This is a genomic window from Viridibacillus sp. FSL E2-0187, from assembly GCF_038006425.1.
In the GTDB taxonomy this organism is placed as follows: domain Bacteria; phylum Bacillota; class Bacilli; order Bacillales_A; family Planococcaceae; genus Viridibacillus; species Viridibacillus arvi.
Map to the genome: position 1 here is coordinate 2447508 of NZ_JBBOVG010000001.1, position 15951 is coordinate 2463458.

Below are 15951 nucleotides of genomic sequence, written 5' to 3' on the forward strand. Positions count from 1 at the left end.
TTTAAAACATTCAATTAATTTTGTTTAGTTAATTGGAGCACTTTACTTTCTGCAATCGAAAGCTTTTTATTATTTTCATGTGAATATAAATGGCAGGCAACTTGCTGTCCGCTTTCGTTATGAATAAGTTCAGGACGTTCCACTTTGCAACGATCAAATGCCTTTGGACATCTCGTATGAAACGCACATCCCGTTGGAGGATCAGAGGGACTTGGTGGCTCTCCGCTCAGCTGGATTTTCTCCCTTTTCTTTTCGAAATTTACTATAGGAATTGCAGATAGTAATGCCTGTGTATATGGATGAAGCGGATTATTATAAATATCATGCTTAGGTCCGATTTCAACAATTCTTCCTAGATACATAACACCTACACGATCGCTAATATGTTTCACTACACTTAAGTCATGAGAAATAAATAAATAAGTCAAATTGAATTCTTCTTGTAGATCTAACATTAAGTTCAACACTTGCGATTGCACAGATACATCGAGTGCTGATACAGGCTCATCTGCAATAATAAATTTTGGATTCATCGACAATGCTCTCGCAATGCCAATACGCTGTCTTTGTCCTCCAGAAAATTCATGAGGGAATTTTGCGAGCGCTTCTTTTGGTAATCCTACCTTTTCGATTAAGCTCTCTACTTTTCTAGTTCTTTCAACTTTTGATAGTATTTTCTGAACAGCTATCGGTTCTCCAATAAGTTGCTCTACACGCATTCTAGGGTTCAATGAAGCGAAAGGGTCCTGAAAAACCATTTGCATATGTTGGCGATGGTTCTGTAGTTGACGATTTCCTAAATGTTCTAGATGATTTCCTTCAAAAATAATTTCGCCATCAGTAGGTTCAGTTAAACGTAGAATGGTTCTTCCTAAAGTCGATTTACCAGACCCTGACTCTCCTACAATTCCTAAAGTTTCCCCTTTGAATACATCAAAACTAATATCATCAACTGCTTTTACAAGCCCTGCTTTCCCTTTAAAAAGAGTGCCTTTAATCGGGAAATAGGTTTTTAAATGCTTAATTTCAAGTATTTTTTCTCTCTCGCTCATTCTATAGCTCCCCCTTCACTGGCATAGAGGTGGCATCTAACTTTATGATTATTCTCAAACTCTAAAAGTTGAGGCATTTCTTCTTGGCATTTTGTCATAGCATGTGTACATCGCGCAGCAAAGCGACAGCCTTTTGGAAATAAATGTGCAGGCGGTACATTCCCAGGTATTGATTCTAACCTTTTTAAATCCACATCAATATTTGGAATAGTCCTTAATAACGCTGTTGTATAGGGATGCTTAGTTTTCAAGAAGAGATCTCTAACCGGTGCCTCTTCAACAATTTGCCCTCCGTACATGACAAGTACTCGATCTGCTGTTTCGGCTACAACACCCATATCATGTGTAATGAGTAATATTGAGGATCCAAATTGTTCTTTCATATCGATCATTAAGTTAAGTATTTGAGCTTGAACCGTAACATCTAGAGCTGTTGTCGGTTCATCTGCAATAAGTAACTTCGGGTTATTGGACATTGCAATGGCAATCATAACCCGTTGTCTCATTCCACCTGATAATTGATGCGGATATTCTTTAATAATTTTTTCGGCTCTAGCAAATCCAACAATTTTCAATAAATCGACAGCTTTTTCATAAGCTTCTTTTTTCTTCAGTTTTTGATGTTTCATTAACGATTCGACGATTTGATTTCCTATCGTAAAAACTGGATCTAAAGAGGTCATCGGTTCTTGGAAAATCATTCCTATCTCATTCCCTCGAACTTTCGTCATGTCATCTTCTGACAATGTAAGTAAATCTCTTCCTTCAAGGGATATAGAACCTTCTACAATCTCACCTGGAGGACTAGGTATGAGCCTCATAATGGACAAGGAAGTGATACTTTTTCCGCTGCCAGATTCACCGACTAACGCAACAGTTTCACCTTTCTTGATGGCGAAACTTACATCATCTACAGCTTTAGCTATTTTACCTTTACCAATGTGGAAATACGTTTTTAACCCTTTGACTTCTAATAGTTGTTCATTAGTACTTTTTGAAGGCTCTAAGTGCAGTTGTGGACTTTCCATAAGTTCACCTCAATTTTAAGTTCAAATAGAAAACTTCACTGCTATGTTTTTCACTTGAGTATAGTTTCTTAACGCGATGAAACCTTTCTCTCTTCCAATTCCACTTTTTTTATAGCCACCAAAAGGCATCTGGACGCCACCTGCAGCACCATAATTATTAATAAATACTTGGCCAGATTTCACCTTGGAAGCGACATAGTGAGCGACATCGATATTTCGAGTCCAAATACCAGCGACCAATCCATAATCCGTGCTATTCGCTAACTCTATTGCTTCTTCAATTGTTTCAAATGTGAAAACTGTTAATACTGGTCCAAATATCTCTTCCTTCGCTAATGCATGTGTATTGTCTAGCCCGTCAATAATCGTTGGTTGGATATAATAGCCACCTTCAGAACCACTAATAGTAACTGTTTCTCCACCTGCGATTATTTTCCCTGCTGATTTTACCTCCTGTATCTTGTTCATAATTTGATCGAATTGTTTTTTATTTAAAATTGGTCCAATCTCTTTGTCGTCGACACCAGGACCAATCGTCAATTCGTTAAACTTCGCTGTTAATTCATGTAAAAAATGTTCTTTATATTTCTCTTCAATAAGTAATCGAGAACCCGCTGAACATGTTTGCCCAGCATTTTGAATAATAGCTCTAACTACGCCTTCTAGCGCTAATTCTTCATTTGCATCAGCAAATACGATATTTGGAGATTTACCGCCAAGCTCTAGCGTCACGGGTACGACGTTATCTGCAGCAGCTTTCATTACAGAAATACCAGTGTTAACGGAGCCAGTAAAAGTAATATGGTGAATTCCTGGATGTCCCGCTAATGGCCCACCGACATCAGCACCTAGACCTGTAATATGTTGAAATATCCCTTTAGGTAACTCACTTTCTGCAAACCAATCTGCAATTGCATGTGTAGTAAGAGGCGTATCTTCCGCACTTTTTACAATGACCGCATTCCCTGTTGCAATTGCTGCAGCAACACTTCTCGCAGTGATTTGAAGAGGATAATTCCAAGGGACGATATGTGCTGTCACACCGACAGGTTCTAAAACAGTCGCATTTAATATCCCCTCTTCAATCGGTATCGTGTCTCCCATCACTTTGTCTGCTGCTCCACCGTAAAATTCAAAATATCTAGCGGCAGCTTCTACATCAGCTTTGGCTTGTGAAATAGGTTTCCCCACATCTTCACATTCCCACTTACTCCATTGCTCAGCATTATTTCTAATATGCGCAGCTAGGCTAACTAACAGTTGTCCTCGTTCATAAGGCTTTACCTTTTTCCATTCATCGCTTTCGAATGCCACTTGGGCTGCATGTACTGCTTCATCAACATGCTCTTTTTGACCTTTTACTATCTCAGCAATCAGTTCTCCATTTGATGGATTGAAGACTGGTAACCACTCATTAGAATCGTCACCAATCCATTCCCCATTGATTAACATTGGTATACGTTTCATCTTCTTCACAACCTCTCTTCTTTACAGGCCTCTTCCACCATCAACATTCAATGTAGCCCCTGTTACAATTTTCGCGCGATCGGATAATAAGTAAGTCACTGCGTTAGCGATATCTTCAGGTTCGATTAATTCACCAAGAGGAACACTTTTTCTAAATACTTCCTCTTTCACAGTGCTGATATCAGCATCTTTTGCAGCAAATTGACCTAGCATATTGGTATCAGCTGGTCCAGGATTAATGGTATTTACTCTAATAGAATAAGGAGCTAATTCAATTGCCATCGCTCTTGAAAAACTTTCTGCTGCCCCTTTTGAAGCAATATATGACTGTAAACCTGGTCGTGGCCTTACAGCTGAAATCGAGGCAATAATGACAATTGAACCTTGGCGATTCGGTTTCATATATTTGACTGCTTCTTTACATGAAATGAAAAGACTAGTCGCATTAATATCCATGAGTTTATGCCATTGGCTTAAAGTCACTTCTTCAATAGGTGTTGCTGCTTGAGCAATGCCTATTGCATTTACCAAACCATCTATTTTGCCGAAGTCCTTGTGAACTTGAAAGAAAATTTCAGCAATCTGTTCTTCAACTAAGACACTCGCTGCATGCGTGTGAAGGTTAGGATGTTGGATTGATTGTAATGAATCTGTAGATAAATCAATCCCAATAACGTAAGCTCCTAACTCGAGCAGTTGAGATACAATTGCTTTCCCCATTCCTCCACCCGCACCTGTCACAACTATTACTTTATTGTTTAAGTCCATATTTTCGACTCCTCATTTTCTTTAATTGCGTACTGTTCTATTATTTTCGCTGAGATGGCTGAGCCCATTTGTTCGGTAGTTGCATTCCCACCAATATCTGCTGTTTTTATCTTCCCTTCAAGGAGTATCGATTCAATCGCATTAATAATTTTTGTAGAAAGATCCGTTCTCCCCAGATGGTCTAGCATTAAGGCTGCTGACCAAATCTGTGCAATTGGATTAGCGATTCCTTTCCCCGCAATATCCGGTGCAGAGCCATGAACAGGTTCAAACATAGAAGGAAACTGTTTTTCTGGATTAATGTTTGCCGAAGGTGAAAGGCCTAACCCCCCGACAATTCCTGAACCAAGATCTGATAAAATATCACCAAATAGATTGGAAGCAACAACGACTTCAAATGATTGTGGTCGTTGCACAAAATATGCAACAAGGGCATCAATATAAATCGATTCTAATGCAAGGTTTGGATATTCGTTTTTTACTATTCTCTTAACATGTTCATCCCATAGTTTCATAGAGTGGATGATTGCGTTAGACTTCGTAGCACTCGTTACTTTCTTCTTACCATTTTTCTCTGCATATTCACATGCAGCTTTAACTATTCTTTCAATACCGGCTGTAGTCATAATGGTATTTTGAATGGCCATCTCTGTATGTTGAGTCTCAAACATACGACCGCCACTATTTGAATATTCACCTTCTGCATTTTCACGGAAAATGACAAAATCGATATTATCCCCATTGCTAAGTGGTGATGTAATGCCCGGTAATGATTTCACAGGTCTAAAGTTTACATATTGCTGGAATTGCTTACGAATTGGCATTATTAATTCCCATATTGTTACGTCATCTGGTACTCTAGCGTCACCAATAGCACCAAATAAAATAGCGTCATAACTTTGTAGTGTTAAAAGTCCATCCTCCGGCATCATTCTGCCATGTTCCAAATAAAAATCCGAACTCCACTCGAAATTTCCCTTATTCAACACAAAATTCTGTTCATGTTCTTCGAGGACAGACAACACTTTTAATGCTTCCGCCATTACTTCGACACCGATACCATCTCCAGGAATTACCGCAATTTTAAATTCAGTCATTTACATTACTCCCATCCTTTAAAAAGCGTAATGCTGCATCTTTAAAAATAGCCGTTGTAACCGCTAATTCCTCAATATCTACATACTCGTTGATTTGATGTGGAATTTCTCTATCTCCTGCCCCAATTGTGACAATCGGTACACCATGCATGTGTAAAAACGTCCCATCTGTCGCTCCAGGTACCCCATTATAAATTGGTTCTTCTCCTGTTACCTCCTTGACAGCATCATAAACCGCTTGAACAACTGGATGATCTTTTTCAGTAAATGTAGATGGACGGTTATCTAAAATCGTTAATTCTACATTAAAATCGGAGTCATCATTCTTTAATTTTGCAATAATTGCATTAATTTTATTTAATAATTCATCATGATCTTGTTGTGGAACGGTACGAATATCGAGTGTCATCATACAATGATCAGGAATAACATTAATCTGAGCATCTCCTTTTACCGGTGCTTGTAAAATAGTTGGCGTGATAGAAGGCCATTTTAAGTAAGGGTCCTCTCCTAATCTTGCTTGCTCTTCCTTCTCAAGTTTTTCGAGTTCTACAATAAATCTTGCCATTCGCCAATTTGGATTAATGCCACTCCACGATATTGCCCCGTGCGCCATCTTGCCGTATACGTCTACTCTAATGCGCATTGCCCCTCGCTGAGCGATACAGACATTATTTTCTTCAGGTTCACAAATAATAGCCCCGTCTACACCATCTGCCCAACCTTGTTTGATGAAGTGCTTAATGCCAAGCATCATGCCTTCTTCATCAACAGGAATGCACAAAATGATCTTTCCACAAAACTCTTCTTTATCTTTTAAAATTGATTGAACAGCGGTGATCATACACGCCAAGTTACCTTTTGTATCATTCGTTCCTCTTCCGTACATCCGCCCATCAACAATTTCTGCACTGAAAGGACCGTACGTCCAAGCATCAACATTTCCTTCTGTTACAACATCCGTATGCCCTTCAAAAAGAAGTGTTTTACCAGGTTTACCTGAATCAATGATGCCAATTACATTTGGTCTACCAGGTACTACTTCTTCAATATGTGTTTGAATGCCTATATTCTTTAAATATTCGGCTACATATAACGCTACTTTTGTTTCATTTGCATCTGCTATACCTTCTCTATATACACTTGGAATTTGGACTAGCTCCCGTGTTAATTGAATGACAGCTTCTCGGTCTCGTAAATACGTCTCATTTTCTAATTTTAAATTCATGTAATCTCCCCTTCTTTATTGTTTTTCAAATGTTCATAAGGAAAGCGAATATAAACTAAATAATAGTTATGAATATTCTGATATTAATTATATTTTGAAAACGTTTTCTATTAATTGGACAATATGTGTGTACTTCTTATGCAAGAATAGACAAGATGTCTTATCTCTACTTGTCTATAATTAGGAAGTTCAAATATGAAGGAATTCAAGTGGTTTTCTGAGGAAAGGAACATTCTAAATAAAAAAAAGAATCCTTCAAAATGAAGGATTCTGAATTAAGTATGAAAAATAAATAATAGCTTAGTTATTCTTAATATAGCTGAGGAAAATATTTTTTAGAATAAGTAATTGTGTCTCAGATGGTACATTTGATTCAAGCAAAAGTATGCTTCTATGAAGTGATAATTTCTTCGCGAAAATACCGAACACATTTGACAATGTTGAGAGTGTATCCGTAATAGGTATATCTGTTCGAATAGAGCCATCTGTTTTACCAGTTTCAATTATTTGATAATATATATCTACAAGTTGCTTGGAAGCAGCATTATAGACCTCCATTCCTTCAAAAGGTTCGGTAGATTGGGCCACATATGTTTCAAAACTTTCAAGAAACTTAATCCGGCTTTCTTTCTGTTCGTTAAAAACAATAAATGTATCAAATAAATGCTCTATCTTTTCATAACAAGTACCAGGTTTTTCTAAAACTTCTTGAAAGACAACTAAATTTGATTCAAGTGCTTTTGCAGCTACTGCGACAATAATCCTATCTTTTTTCGGAAAATAGCGAAACAAAGTAGCTATGCCAATACTTGCTTCATCTGCAATGTCTTGCATAGTAGTCTTTTCAAGACCCTTTCTTGCAAATACTCGATCAGCTGCTTCTACCATTTCAATAATTCTTTTTTGTTTACCTTCTAATCGTTCTTTTTCTAATCGAGATTTAGGATCCATAGTAGTACACACTCCTTTTACCGTTCTTCTAGACGCTTGTGATTCTATCAAATAGGATGATGAAAGTCAAAATCGTCATTCTATACCTTTTCGTTGTAATATTTTAACTATCATGATATTGTATTTATCATATTGATAGTTATACTATCATTACGATATTCATAATATCAGTAACTAAATTTTTTAACTTGAAACCGAGGAGTATAAGTATGAAAAGATTTTTAAAGACTAAAAGTATGTGGACGCCTGTCTGGATGGTATCTATTTTGATGATCGTTATGGCCGTCATCTACATCCCAATTTTTTCTAAAGCCACGCCAAATGTTCAAAATTTCCCTATCGTTATTATAAACGAAGATACAGGGAGTAAAGTGAATGGGCAGCAAGTAGATATGGGCAAAATCATTAGTAAAAATATTGCTAATTCAAAAGACAGTACTGCAATTAAATGGCAAACTGCATCTACCCGTGCTGACGGCTTAAAAATTTTAAAAAATAATAAAGCCTATGCTGCATTAATCATTCCAAAGAATTACACTGCATCAATGCTAAAGTTACAAGGTCATTTATTACAAAACAAAGAGAATACAAAACAAGCAAAACTTGAATTAATCGTTAATAAAGCAGGAGGTCAATTTGCTTCTGGAATAGCACAATCATCTTTACAAGCAGTGGCAACAAGCATTTCCAAAAGTGTAACTGAGCAAATTTCAGGGACATTGAATAGCTCAAAATCTACCCTCTCGCCAGAAAATGCGCTCGTCTTAGCAAATCCTATTCAAATCAATGAGAAAAATATATCTGTAGTCAAAAATGATAATGGTATGACACCTTTTATAATGGCATTATTATGCATGATTACAGGTATGATGGGATCTCAAATGGTAAATGGTTATGTAGACTCTATGCATACAGCATTAAAAACACATGGCTTGAAAATGAAAAAACATGCTGTCTTAAATGCAGAAATAATATTTGGAATTTGTATGACTGTACTGATGTCAATTTTATTAGTAATTTGTACATTTGCAGTTTATAAAGTAGGGCATACGGCAAATTTAATTGCTATATTAGGATTCCTTATTTTTGGATCTATGACGATGTTCATGTTCTTCCAAGTATTCAATCTATTCTTTGGAAGATGGAGTTTATTGATCGCCTTTCCCATCAATATAATGGGGATATTCGCAAGTGGCGGACCAATTCCAGTTAATATTTTACCATCTGTTCACCAAATCTTTAGTAATATCTTACCAACTCATCATTTAGTAGACGGTATGCGCTCACTGATTTATTATGATGGAAGAATGGCATCTGGCCTGTCTTCCTCACTAATAGCCTTATCAATCTTTTTGGTAGTTAGTGTTGTACTTTGCTATGCCATTAGTCGAATAAAATTCAATAAAGATAATCGTAATCAATCCGCGGTGTCTACTGCAGAGTAATTTATGTAATAGCACTGGGGAAACCTCTAAGATAATAAAAGAGCATGTTATGAACGTCAAAACTGTTCAAAACATGCTCTTTTTTAATGTAATAAATTCATTTATTTATAAAAAGTTTTAAATTTTATTAAGCCTTAATCAACTAACATTCCCGATAGTTTAAGTGTATTGCTGGACAAAAAAGCACTAAGTCATGAAATACTTTCCATTAATAATGTTTGTATCTTCCCTTCCATACAATACTTTCTTTGGATTTATAACGATGATTAAAAGTGCTACTACTAAATAAAAAATTGCGTTATACATGATTAAATCGATTAAGTTTCCGTTTATTATGCCAATAAAAAAATTAAAGAATTGATGGATGATGATTGGGATGATTAAATTCTGATTTAAGTTATAAAATGCTGTCATGATGATCGTAATGGACATGATTGAAATCATAAAGAAAAGAATGTATTTGATTAAATCAATACCCATAAATCCTGTAGTAAACCATATGGGTAGATGCCACACCCCCCACCAAAATCCGATGATAATCGAAGCTTTTAATGGTGAATGTTTCTTTTGGAGCTCCATTAGAGCGAAACCTCTCCACCCTAATTCTTCTCCTAGTGGCCCTGACAGAAGATTTTTCAAAAAGAAATAGATCAGCATTCCCCATGAAGATATCGTAAAAATTGAGTCTGCTTTACTGTTATTAGATACGAAAAACATAATCATTAAAAATATGAAGGCTTGAATCATAATTACAGTAAGAATCATAGAGAGTTTAAGTTTATTCTTGAATTTATCTTTTACAAATTGTATAAAACTTTGCCCAGGATAGATTTTTTTAAATAACGCTGCAAAAGCAAATGTAGAGGACCAAGCTGATATACAGAGCATTACATTAAAGAACCATTCAGGAAATCCTAACAACTTTATGGCTCCTACAAGACAAAAAAGTGGCAAAAAAATGATATTGGTTAGTAAAATAAAACTTGCTACTGGTTTTTTTAGTTTCTTTTCTCTATTCATGTAAAATCCCCTTTTCAAACTAAGTATTTCGTAAAAATCATAGTGCTCATATTTACGAATATATTCAGCTTAAACCTAGGGGTTACTCACAGGTCAATACATGTCTGCATTATTTTATAGGTACATACATTTCTAAAAATACACGTTCAAGTCCATCTTCATAAGTGGTAAGTAATAGATTTATATAAACTAATCCCAACGGTTCATACCCATTTTCTATTGCTACTTTTCTTAAACTAGCTTCCACGTTATGGTCAATATTTTTTCCACCTGTTGACCATCTTCCATCTTCAATAACGGTATACATACATTTTGGATGAGATAGAATTTCACCTTCAATTTCTTTATGAAAGTCTTCTACTTTTCTTACAATTATAAACTTATCTTCTAGAATACCTTCGTCATTGAATCTTATGACTCTTCTTAAAGAATTTAGAGTAACTGCTTTTTTCAAGCTGTCCGTGTTCTCTTTAAGAGTTTCATATTCATCATACGCAGTGAAATGCTCTATTTCTCCTTTTATTTCTAAAGGCTTCATTTCTTTTACTGTGTATTCCCCTAAGAATTGTTTAATTTTTTCGCAATCTTCTTTTACGATCTTAAGCTTTTTTAAAAGTAGCTTTTTATATTCTATTTCTTCTAATACTTCTTGTTCTTTCTCTTCCAATAATGATTTTATGCCCTCTATACTCTTACTCTTTCTTAGCTCCTGGATTTTTTTTATTTCAATATCCATTTCTCTATAGAAATTTACTGTTGTTATATCATATATATCAAAACGATTATATTTTCTATACCCATTCTCAATATTTTGCTTCGGCTTTACTAATTCCTTTTCTTCATAAAATTTCAAGGTATCTCTAGATACACCTAAAAATTGAGCAACTTGTCCAATAGTGTACATTATATTCTCCTTTATTATTACTACATATTCTTTATGATATTTCTCATTTTCAGTCCATCAAAAAATAATAATATAAGTTTTATAATAATAACAAAGTTAACGAATAAAAAGTAAATAACTAACAAAATTAGAATACAAGTGAAATGTTTCAAAATACATCGTTAAATATCATTATTCAAAATTGCAGTTCACAAATGAATATACGACTTTGATAATATAATACCTTATATTAATTTAATGGAACTCGTCATTTTATTAATAGTTTTATTGATAAAACCCTCCATTTCCGCTAAAACATACTTTTCGCACAAGAAAAACGTTATAATTTTCAGAAAAGGGAAGGTAGATTGTATGACGATCCAACAAATAAAATATGTACTTGCAGTTGCACGTAATCGCTCAATTAACAAAGCGGCACAAGAATTATTCATTAGCCAGCCTAGTCTTTCAAAAGCGCTAAAGGAACTCGAAAATGAAATGGGCATCACGATTTTTTCACGAACCAATAAAGGAATTATTATTACAAAGGAAGGTACAGAATTTTTACAATATGCTCGCCAAGTTGTAGAGCAAATGGAACTATTAGAAAATCGCTATTTATCAACAAAAGTAAAGCAACAGCAATTCTCGGTCTCTACTCAGCACTATGCCTTTGCGGTAAGCGCTTTTGTACGCTTACTCGAAAACTATGACCGTAATGAGTATGATTTCATGCTACGTGAAACGAAAACATATGAAATTATTGAGGACGTCAAAACACTACGAAGCGAAATTGGTATTTTGTATTTAAATGAATTTAACAAACAAGTCATTGAGAAGTTTTTACGCGAAGGTAATTTGAAGTTTAATGAGTTATTTCAAGCAGATGCACACGTGTTTATATGCCGTCAAAATCCACTTGCGGAGAAACCATTTGTGACGCTCGAGGATTTATTGCCTTATCCATACTTGTCATTTGAGCAAGGAGATTATAATTCTTTTCATTTCTCAGAGGAAATTTTGAGTACATTATCACGTCCAAAAAATATACGTGTCAGTGACCGTGCCACACTATTTAATTTATTAATTGGCCTAAATGGCTATACCATTTCTAGTGGAGTCATAAATGAAGAGCTCAATAACGATATTGTAGCCGTTCCACTACATGTCGATGAAAAAATGCATGTCGGTTATATTACACACAAACATGTGGATCTAAGTCCACTTGCACATGTTTACCTTGATTATTTAAAAGAAAGTATCGCAGCAGAAATGAAAACGGTATAGCTTTTAACTATAGCAAATGACAGGTTTTAGTTGTTATGTTTTAACTACTATATTGATTTAAAGCAAGTTTACATAAGTCCACAATGTCACTTTTCTTCTACAGAAGAACTGCCAAGAGAGAAACTTCGACTTATTTAAGAGATTGCTGATGAAATCCGGGGATAGATTTCTCAAAGAAAAGCTCTAAAACTCTTACTCATAATCGAGTAAGAGTTTTAGCTTATCTTTTTTCTAATAAAGTAATGGGGAGATTTTTATGTAGAGTTAATATAGTTGATTCCCTTGAAAAGTAAATGTTAAAAAACGGAACTTGAATACATTAAATAAACCTTAATATCTTTTCTCTTATTTCTATATCTTCTTAATTAAGTGTTTAGGTACATGCTCAGTACAGTAAGGTAATTTTATCCTATTTACTTCTAAGAATAATTGATCAATATCTGTTAGCTTCTTAGCACAACGCTGGCACACTCGTTCTACATCCGTTTCTCGTATATCTTCGCTTCTAATATTTATTTCTAAACTTTCGTCAGTCTTACAATCACGATATGGTGCCAGATCAGACCATCCGATAAGGAATTTATCACAAGCGCTACGTATTGCATCTGCTTCAGCAGCATTTACTGCATTTCTAAAAGCTGAAACATTTTTTATATCCTTACCTCGGTCATAATGACTAAACCCCATACCACTTCTTTTTGCTCCAAGTATAGATAACTCACCTCTTACAATTACTGCACTATCAGCTTCTACAATTGTAGGTTCTCCTATTACAGACCAAGACCAATGCTCTCCTGCTACCTTTTCCAGACGATTAATATAAACTTGTACTGGAATATGTGCTTGTCTCTTATTAGATGATGAAAATTGCACTGTACCATTAGGAAAAGGAGCCTGTAACGCTAGTGCTATCTCTTTATAGTTCATTTAATTCACCTTCATTAATTATTTTTTCTACTAGTTGTTTAAAATATGGAAGTTGCTTTTCTAATTCATTGATTCCTTCAATATTAGTAATGAATTTCTTTTCAAAAGAAGATTGATTTAACAACCATAATGCTAATATCCCTGCGGCTTTATGTAGTGTGTCTTCACGATAATTAGGAGCTATAACTTCAACTTTTGGCTGTAAAGTTCCATTTGCAATTGTTTGTATATATGTAATCGAAACTAAGTACTTCTCAAACCATATACTAAATATGGAGTAAGGATTAATTTCTAAATCAATACGCCCCTCCTCGCAACAAATAAAGCAAGGTTGGTTTAAATCTACTACCTTTTCACCTTCACATAGAGGACAAATATTTACCTGATTATCATTGGTTAAATAGACTCTCCTCGTAGAAAGATCTATTGTGAATTTTAATTTATCTTTTTCTTTTATCTTAAGAAATGTCCGAATTTTTTTGGGTATTGTTACTTGACCTTTAGATGTAACTGTACTTTCTTCTTCAAGTTTCATCGTTCTACCCCCTATGCTTACTAGACTCAGCAAGCACTAAATTGAATATGTTTTTCCTTGGAAGTCGCTCATATCTCCTTACTTTTACAATGAAATTCCTTACTTTTTAGACTAACTAGGAACTTTCACTTTGTCAATCAAAATACAGTTCTTAATAACAAAGAAAGTTATTTTAGAATAAAGTTTGATAAATAGGAACTCTAAAGTCATATTTTATAGTAAATAAAAAGAAAGCATTTTAAACAAAGATTGTTCAGAATGCTTTCTTTTCTGGTTTTTATGGGCATTGTATTACAATTTAAATTTCTGTACTTGTAAATTAAGTTCTTCTGCAAGTTGAGCTAAATGATCTGAGCTGTTAGAAATTTCTTCCATCGAACTTGTTGTTTGTTGAACAGTTGCTGTAGTTTCTTCTACTCCCGCTGCAGACTCCTGAGAGATAGATGCAATATCATCAATTGAGGCGTTAATTTGTATTGTTGTTTGAGAAATACCACTTAAATTATTAGAAATGACATTTATATTATCAATCATATCACCAATTGCATTTGAAATATTGTTAAATGTCTCACCTGTAGTGGCGATTTGTTCTGTTCCTTGAACCACTTCCTCATAACCACTTTGAAGTGAAGTTGTTACATTTTTTGTTTCTTGTTGTATCTTTTGAACAATACCAGCTATATCAGTTACTGAGAACGTTACTTGTTCAGCTAACTTTCGTACTTCATCAGCTACTACAGCAAAACCTTTTCCTTGTTCACCAGCACGTGCTGCTTCAATCGCTGCGTTTAAAGCAAGTAAATTTGTTTGATCTGCAATACTTGTAATGACAGATACCAATTTTGAAATTTCTAAAGATTGCACTGCTAAATTTTCTACTTTTTGCACCGATTCTTGAACGATTCTATCAATTTTACTCATTTGTTCAGTTGAAGCTATCATTAGTTTACTGCCATCATGTGTAAGACTTTGAACATTCGAAGTATGATTATTCATTTTCTCACCTTCATAATTTGCTTCTTTTACTTTTTGAGTAAATGAGTCCATCACAGTCGCTAAATCACTCGCGTTACTTGCTTGGGATTCTGTTCCTTCAGCAATTTCTTGCATTGTTAACGCTATTTGTGTACTACCCGTTTTTACTTCTAATGCAGATTGTGCAAGTTCTTCACTATTTGAAGCAACTTGATTGGACACATCTTTAATATTACTCAAAATTTCATGAACATTTTTACTCATTAAATTGGTCGCTTCAATTAATTGTCCAATCTCGTCTTCAGACGTTTTTGGAAGGTCTGTCTGACTTATATCACCTTGCGAAATCTCCGTCATACGTTTTGCCACGAGTTTGATTGGTTTTACGATCATTCGAGCAGTTATATACGCTACAATCACTGAAATGATAGTAAGTAATATAGTTGAAATAATACTTATTAATTGATTATTTTCTCCATTCTCAATCATCTCTTTACCTATTTTCTTAATAGCCTCTTCTCGAGTGTTCGCTAACTCTTCATAACCTTCCTGTATTTCACTGGCTTGTTCATCTATCAACTTCAGGTTATCTGCAGCTAGTTGCTTATTTCCACGATCATATTCTTCAAATACATCTTCTTTTATATATGTACGCCACACTCTTGCTTTTTCAACTAATTCATCTAATTTCATCGAAGAAGTTAATCCTTCAACAATCGCCGCATTTTCTTCAGCGATATCTGTATATTCATCAAATTTTTCCTTATATTTTTTATCACCGGAAATAATATAACCTCTAGCTGCTGCCGTTCGATTTGCAAATGAAGTAGCCAACTCATCATCTGCTGCTAATATTTCTAACTCAAAATCAACAATCTCCTTCGTTGATTTCGTGGAGTTTTGCTGCATTAAATAACTATACACATTATACCCTGTCATTATAAGTACTACGATCATAAAGCCAATTGATATTTTCGCTCTTACTGTTTTGAAGTTTTTAAAACCTTGTATTTTCCTCAACTTCACTCTCACCCTTTAGTTAATTTTATGTAATTTTATTAAAATTTTACTTATTTATTAAAATACAAAATAAGTAAATATATGATTTTAAATCAATTTTCGTCAAATAACCTCCATCTAGCATTATACATTATAATATCAAAAATAATAGTATTATTTTACCACAACTTTACGCTCATAAAATACAGTTTATTCAGAAATTAATACACCATTAACCCTATTACAGGGCGACTGATATGAACATAAAGTTGCAAAAACTAAAAAAACT

General features: G+C 34.6%; 14 protein-coding genes. 2 read left to right on the top strand and 12 right to left on the bottom strand.

Features of this window, described 5'->3' with window-relative positions; genetic code table 11:
* Window positions 1–14: 14 nt before the first annotated feature.
* The 7 genes from MHH85_RS12015 to MHH85_RS12045 form a co-directional block, all read right to left on the bottom strand.
* Window positions 15–1052 (bottom strand): ABC transporter ATP-binding protein, encoded by a 1038-nt coding sequence (locus MHH85_RS12015; RefSeq protein WP_340707256.1) that lies wholly within the window; start codon window positions 1050–1052, stop codon window positions 15–17.
* Entirely contained in the window at window positions 1049–2080 is a 1032-nt protein-coding gene (locus MHH85_RS12020) for an ABC transporter ATP-binding protein (RefSeq protein WP_340707257.1), read from the bottom strand. The genes MHH85_RS12015 and MHH85_RS12020 overlap by 4 nt, the downstream gene beginning before the upstream one ends.
* A gap of 21 nt (window positions 2081–2101) precedes the next feature.
* Window positions 2102–3547, bottom strand: a complete 1446-nt coding sequence (locus MHH85_RS12025) for an aldehyde dehydrogenase family protein (RefSeq protein WP_340707258.1) — start codon at window positions 3545–3547, stop codon at window positions 2102–2104.
* Between the two features lie 21 nt (window positions 3548–3568).
* The gene (locus MHH85_RS12030) at window positions 3569–4315 is read right to left on the bottom strand and encodes an SDR family NAD(P)-dependent oxidoreductase (RefSeq protein WP_340707259.1); all 747 of its coding nucleotides are present in this window, start codon (window positions 4313–4315) and stop codon (window positions 3569–3571) included.
* Window positions 4306–5412, bottom strand: coding sequence for a tartrate dehydrogenase (locus tag MHH85_RS12035; protein WP_340707260.1), 1107 nt, complete (start codon window positions 5410–5412; stop codon window positions 4306–4308). The genes MHH85_RS12030 and MHH85_RS12035 overlap by 10 nt, the downstream gene beginning before the upstream one ends.
* The gene (locus tag MHH85_RS12040) at window positions 5405–6640 is read right to left on the bottom strand and encodes a M20 family metallopeptidase (RefSeq protein ID WP_340707261.1); all 1236 of its coding nucleotides are present in this window, start codon (window positions 6638–6640) and stop codon (window positions 5405–5407) included. The genes MHH85_RS12035 and MHH85_RS12040 overlap by 8 nt, the downstream gene beginning before the upstream one ends.
* A 300-nt stretch (window positions 6641–6940) precedes the next feature.
* The gene (locus MHH85_RS12045; RefSeq protein ID WP_340707262.1) at window positions 6941–7591 is read right to left on the bottom strand and encodes a TetR/AcrR family transcriptional regulator; all 651 of its coding nucleotides are present in this window, start codon (window positions 7589–7591) and stop codon (window positions 6941–6943) included.
* A gap of 209 nt (window positions 7592–7800) precedes the next feature.
* On the opposite strand from MHH85_RS12045, the gene MHH85_RS12050 reads away from it, so the two are divergent.
* Complete coding sequence (locus tag MHH85_RS12050; protein ID WP_340707263.1) at window positions 7801–9036, top strand: YhgE/Pip domain-containing protein; 1236 nt, start codon at window positions 7801–7803, stop codon at window positions 9034–9036.
* Between the two features lie 186 nt (window positions 9037–9222).
* Here the strand turns inward: MHH85_RS12050 and MHH85_RS12055 are convergent, their stop codons facing one another.
* Together MHH85_RS12055 and MHH85_RS12060 are read right to left on the bottom strand one after the other, a co-directional pair.
* Window positions 9223–10056, bottom strand: coding sequence for a CPBP family intramembrane glutamic endopeptidase (locus MHH85_RS12055; RefSeq protein WP_340707264.1), 834 nt, complete (start codon window positions 10054–10056; stop codon window positions 9223–9225).
* 109 nt (window positions 10057–10165) lie between these two features.
* Window positions 10166–10960: a MerR family transcriptional regulator gene (locus MHH85_RS12060; RefSeq protein ID WP_340707265.1), complete on the bottom strand. Its 795-nt coding sequence runs from the start codon at window positions 10958–10960 to the stop codon at window positions 10166–10168.
* 351 nt (window positions 10961–11311) lie between these two features.
* On the opposite strand from MHH85_RS12060, the gene MHH85_RS12065 reads away from it, so the two are divergent.
* Window positions 11312–12226 (top strand): LysR family transcriptional regulator, encoded by a 915-nt coding sequence (locus MHH85_RS12065; protein ID WP_193739208.1) that lies wholly within the window; start codon window positions 11312–11314, stop codon window positions 12224–12226.
* Between the two features lie 351 nt (window positions 12227–12577).
* On the opposite strand, the gene MHH85_RS12070 is transcribed toward MHH85_RS12065, so the two are convergent.
* The 3 genes from MHH85_RS12070 to MHH85_RS12080 all read right to left on the bottom strand — a co-directional run bounded on the left by MHH85_RS12070 (window position 12578) and on the right by MHH85_RS12080 (window position 15683).
* Window positions 12578–13153, bottom strand: coding sequence for a hypothetical protein (locus MHH85_RS12070; protein ID WP_340707266.1), 576 nt, complete (start codon window positions 13151–13153; stop codon window positions 12578–12580).
* On the bottom strand, window positions 13143–13688 hold the full coding sequence (locus MHH85_RS12075; protein WP_340707267.1) for an AbrB/MazE/SpoVT family DNA-binding domain-containing protein: 546 nt from the start codon (window positions 13686–13688) through the stop codon (window positions 13143–13145). The genes MHH85_RS12070 and MHH85_RS12075 overlap by 11 nt, the downstream gene beginning before the upstream one ends.
* A 291-nt stretch (window positions 13689–13979) precedes the next feature.
* Window positions 13980–15683 carry a methyl-accepting chemotaxis protein gene (locus MHH85_RS12080; RefSeq protein WP_340707268.1) on the bottom strand — a complete coding sequence of 568 codons (1704 nt, stop codon included), beginning with the start codon at window positions 15681–15683 and terminating at the stop codon, window positions 13980–13982.
* Window positions 15684–15951 lie beyond the last annotated feature (268 nt).

What these genes read in the sequence shown, in the direction of transcription:
- MHH85_RS12035 (WP_340707260.1), bottom strand. Translation starts at nt 5,412, where the DNA reads ATGACTGAATTTAAAATTGCGGTAATTCCTGGAGATGGTATCGGTGTC.
- MHH85_RS12060 (WP_340707265.1), bottom strand. Translation starts at nt 10,960, where the DNA reads ATGTACACTATTGGACAAGTTGCTCAATTTTTAGGTGTATCTAGAGAT.
- MHH85_RS12050 (WP_340707263.1), top strand. Translation starts at nt 7,801, where the DNA reads ATGAAAAGATTTTTAAAGACTAAAAGTATGTGGACGCCTGTCTGGATG.
- MHH85_RS12030 (WP_340707259.1), bottom strand. Translation starts at nt 4,315, where the DNA reads ATGGACTTAAACAATAAAGTAATAGTTGTGACAGGTGCGGGTGGAGGA.
- MHH85_RS12065 (WP_193739208.1), top strand. Translation starts at nt 11,312, where the DNA reads ATGACGATCCAACAAATAAAATATGTACTTGCAGTTGCACGTAATCGC.
- MHH85_RS12055 (WP_340707264.1), bottom strand. Translation starts at nt 10,056, where the DNA reads ATGAATAGAGAAAAGAAACTAAAAAAACCAGTAGCAAGTTTTATTTTA.
- MHH85_RS12040 (WP_340707261.1), bottom strand. Translation starts at nt 6,640, where the DNA reads ATGAATTTAAAATTAGAAAATGAGACGTATTTACGAGACCGAGAAGCT.
- MHH85_RS12015 (WP_340707256.1), bottom strand. Translation starts at nt 1,052, where the DNA reads ATGAGCGAGAGAGAAAAAATACTTGAAATTAAGCATTTAAAAACCTAT.
- MHH85_RS12070 (WP_340707266.1), bottom strand. Translation starts at nt 13,153, where the DNA reads ATGAACTATAAAGAGATAGCACTAGCGTTACAGGCTCCTTTTCCTAAT.
- MHH85_RS12025 (WP_340707258.1), bottom strand. Translation starts at nt 3,547, where the DNA reads ATGAAACGTATACCAATGTTAATCAATGGGGAATGGATTGGTGACGAT.
- MHH85_RS12020 (WP_340707257.1), bottom strand. Translation starts at nt 2,080, where the DNA reads ATGGAAAGTCCACAACTGCACTTAGAGCCTTCAAAAAGTACTAATGAA.
- MHH85_RS12045 (WP_340707262.1), bottom strand. Translation starts at nt 7,591, where the DNA reads ATGGATCCTAAATCTCGATTAGAAAAAGAACGATTAGAAGGTAAACAA.
- MHH85_RS12075 (WP_340707267.1), bottom strand. Translation starts at nt 13,688, where the DNA reads ATGAAACTTGAAGAAGAAAGTACAGTTACATCTAAAGGTCAAGTAACA.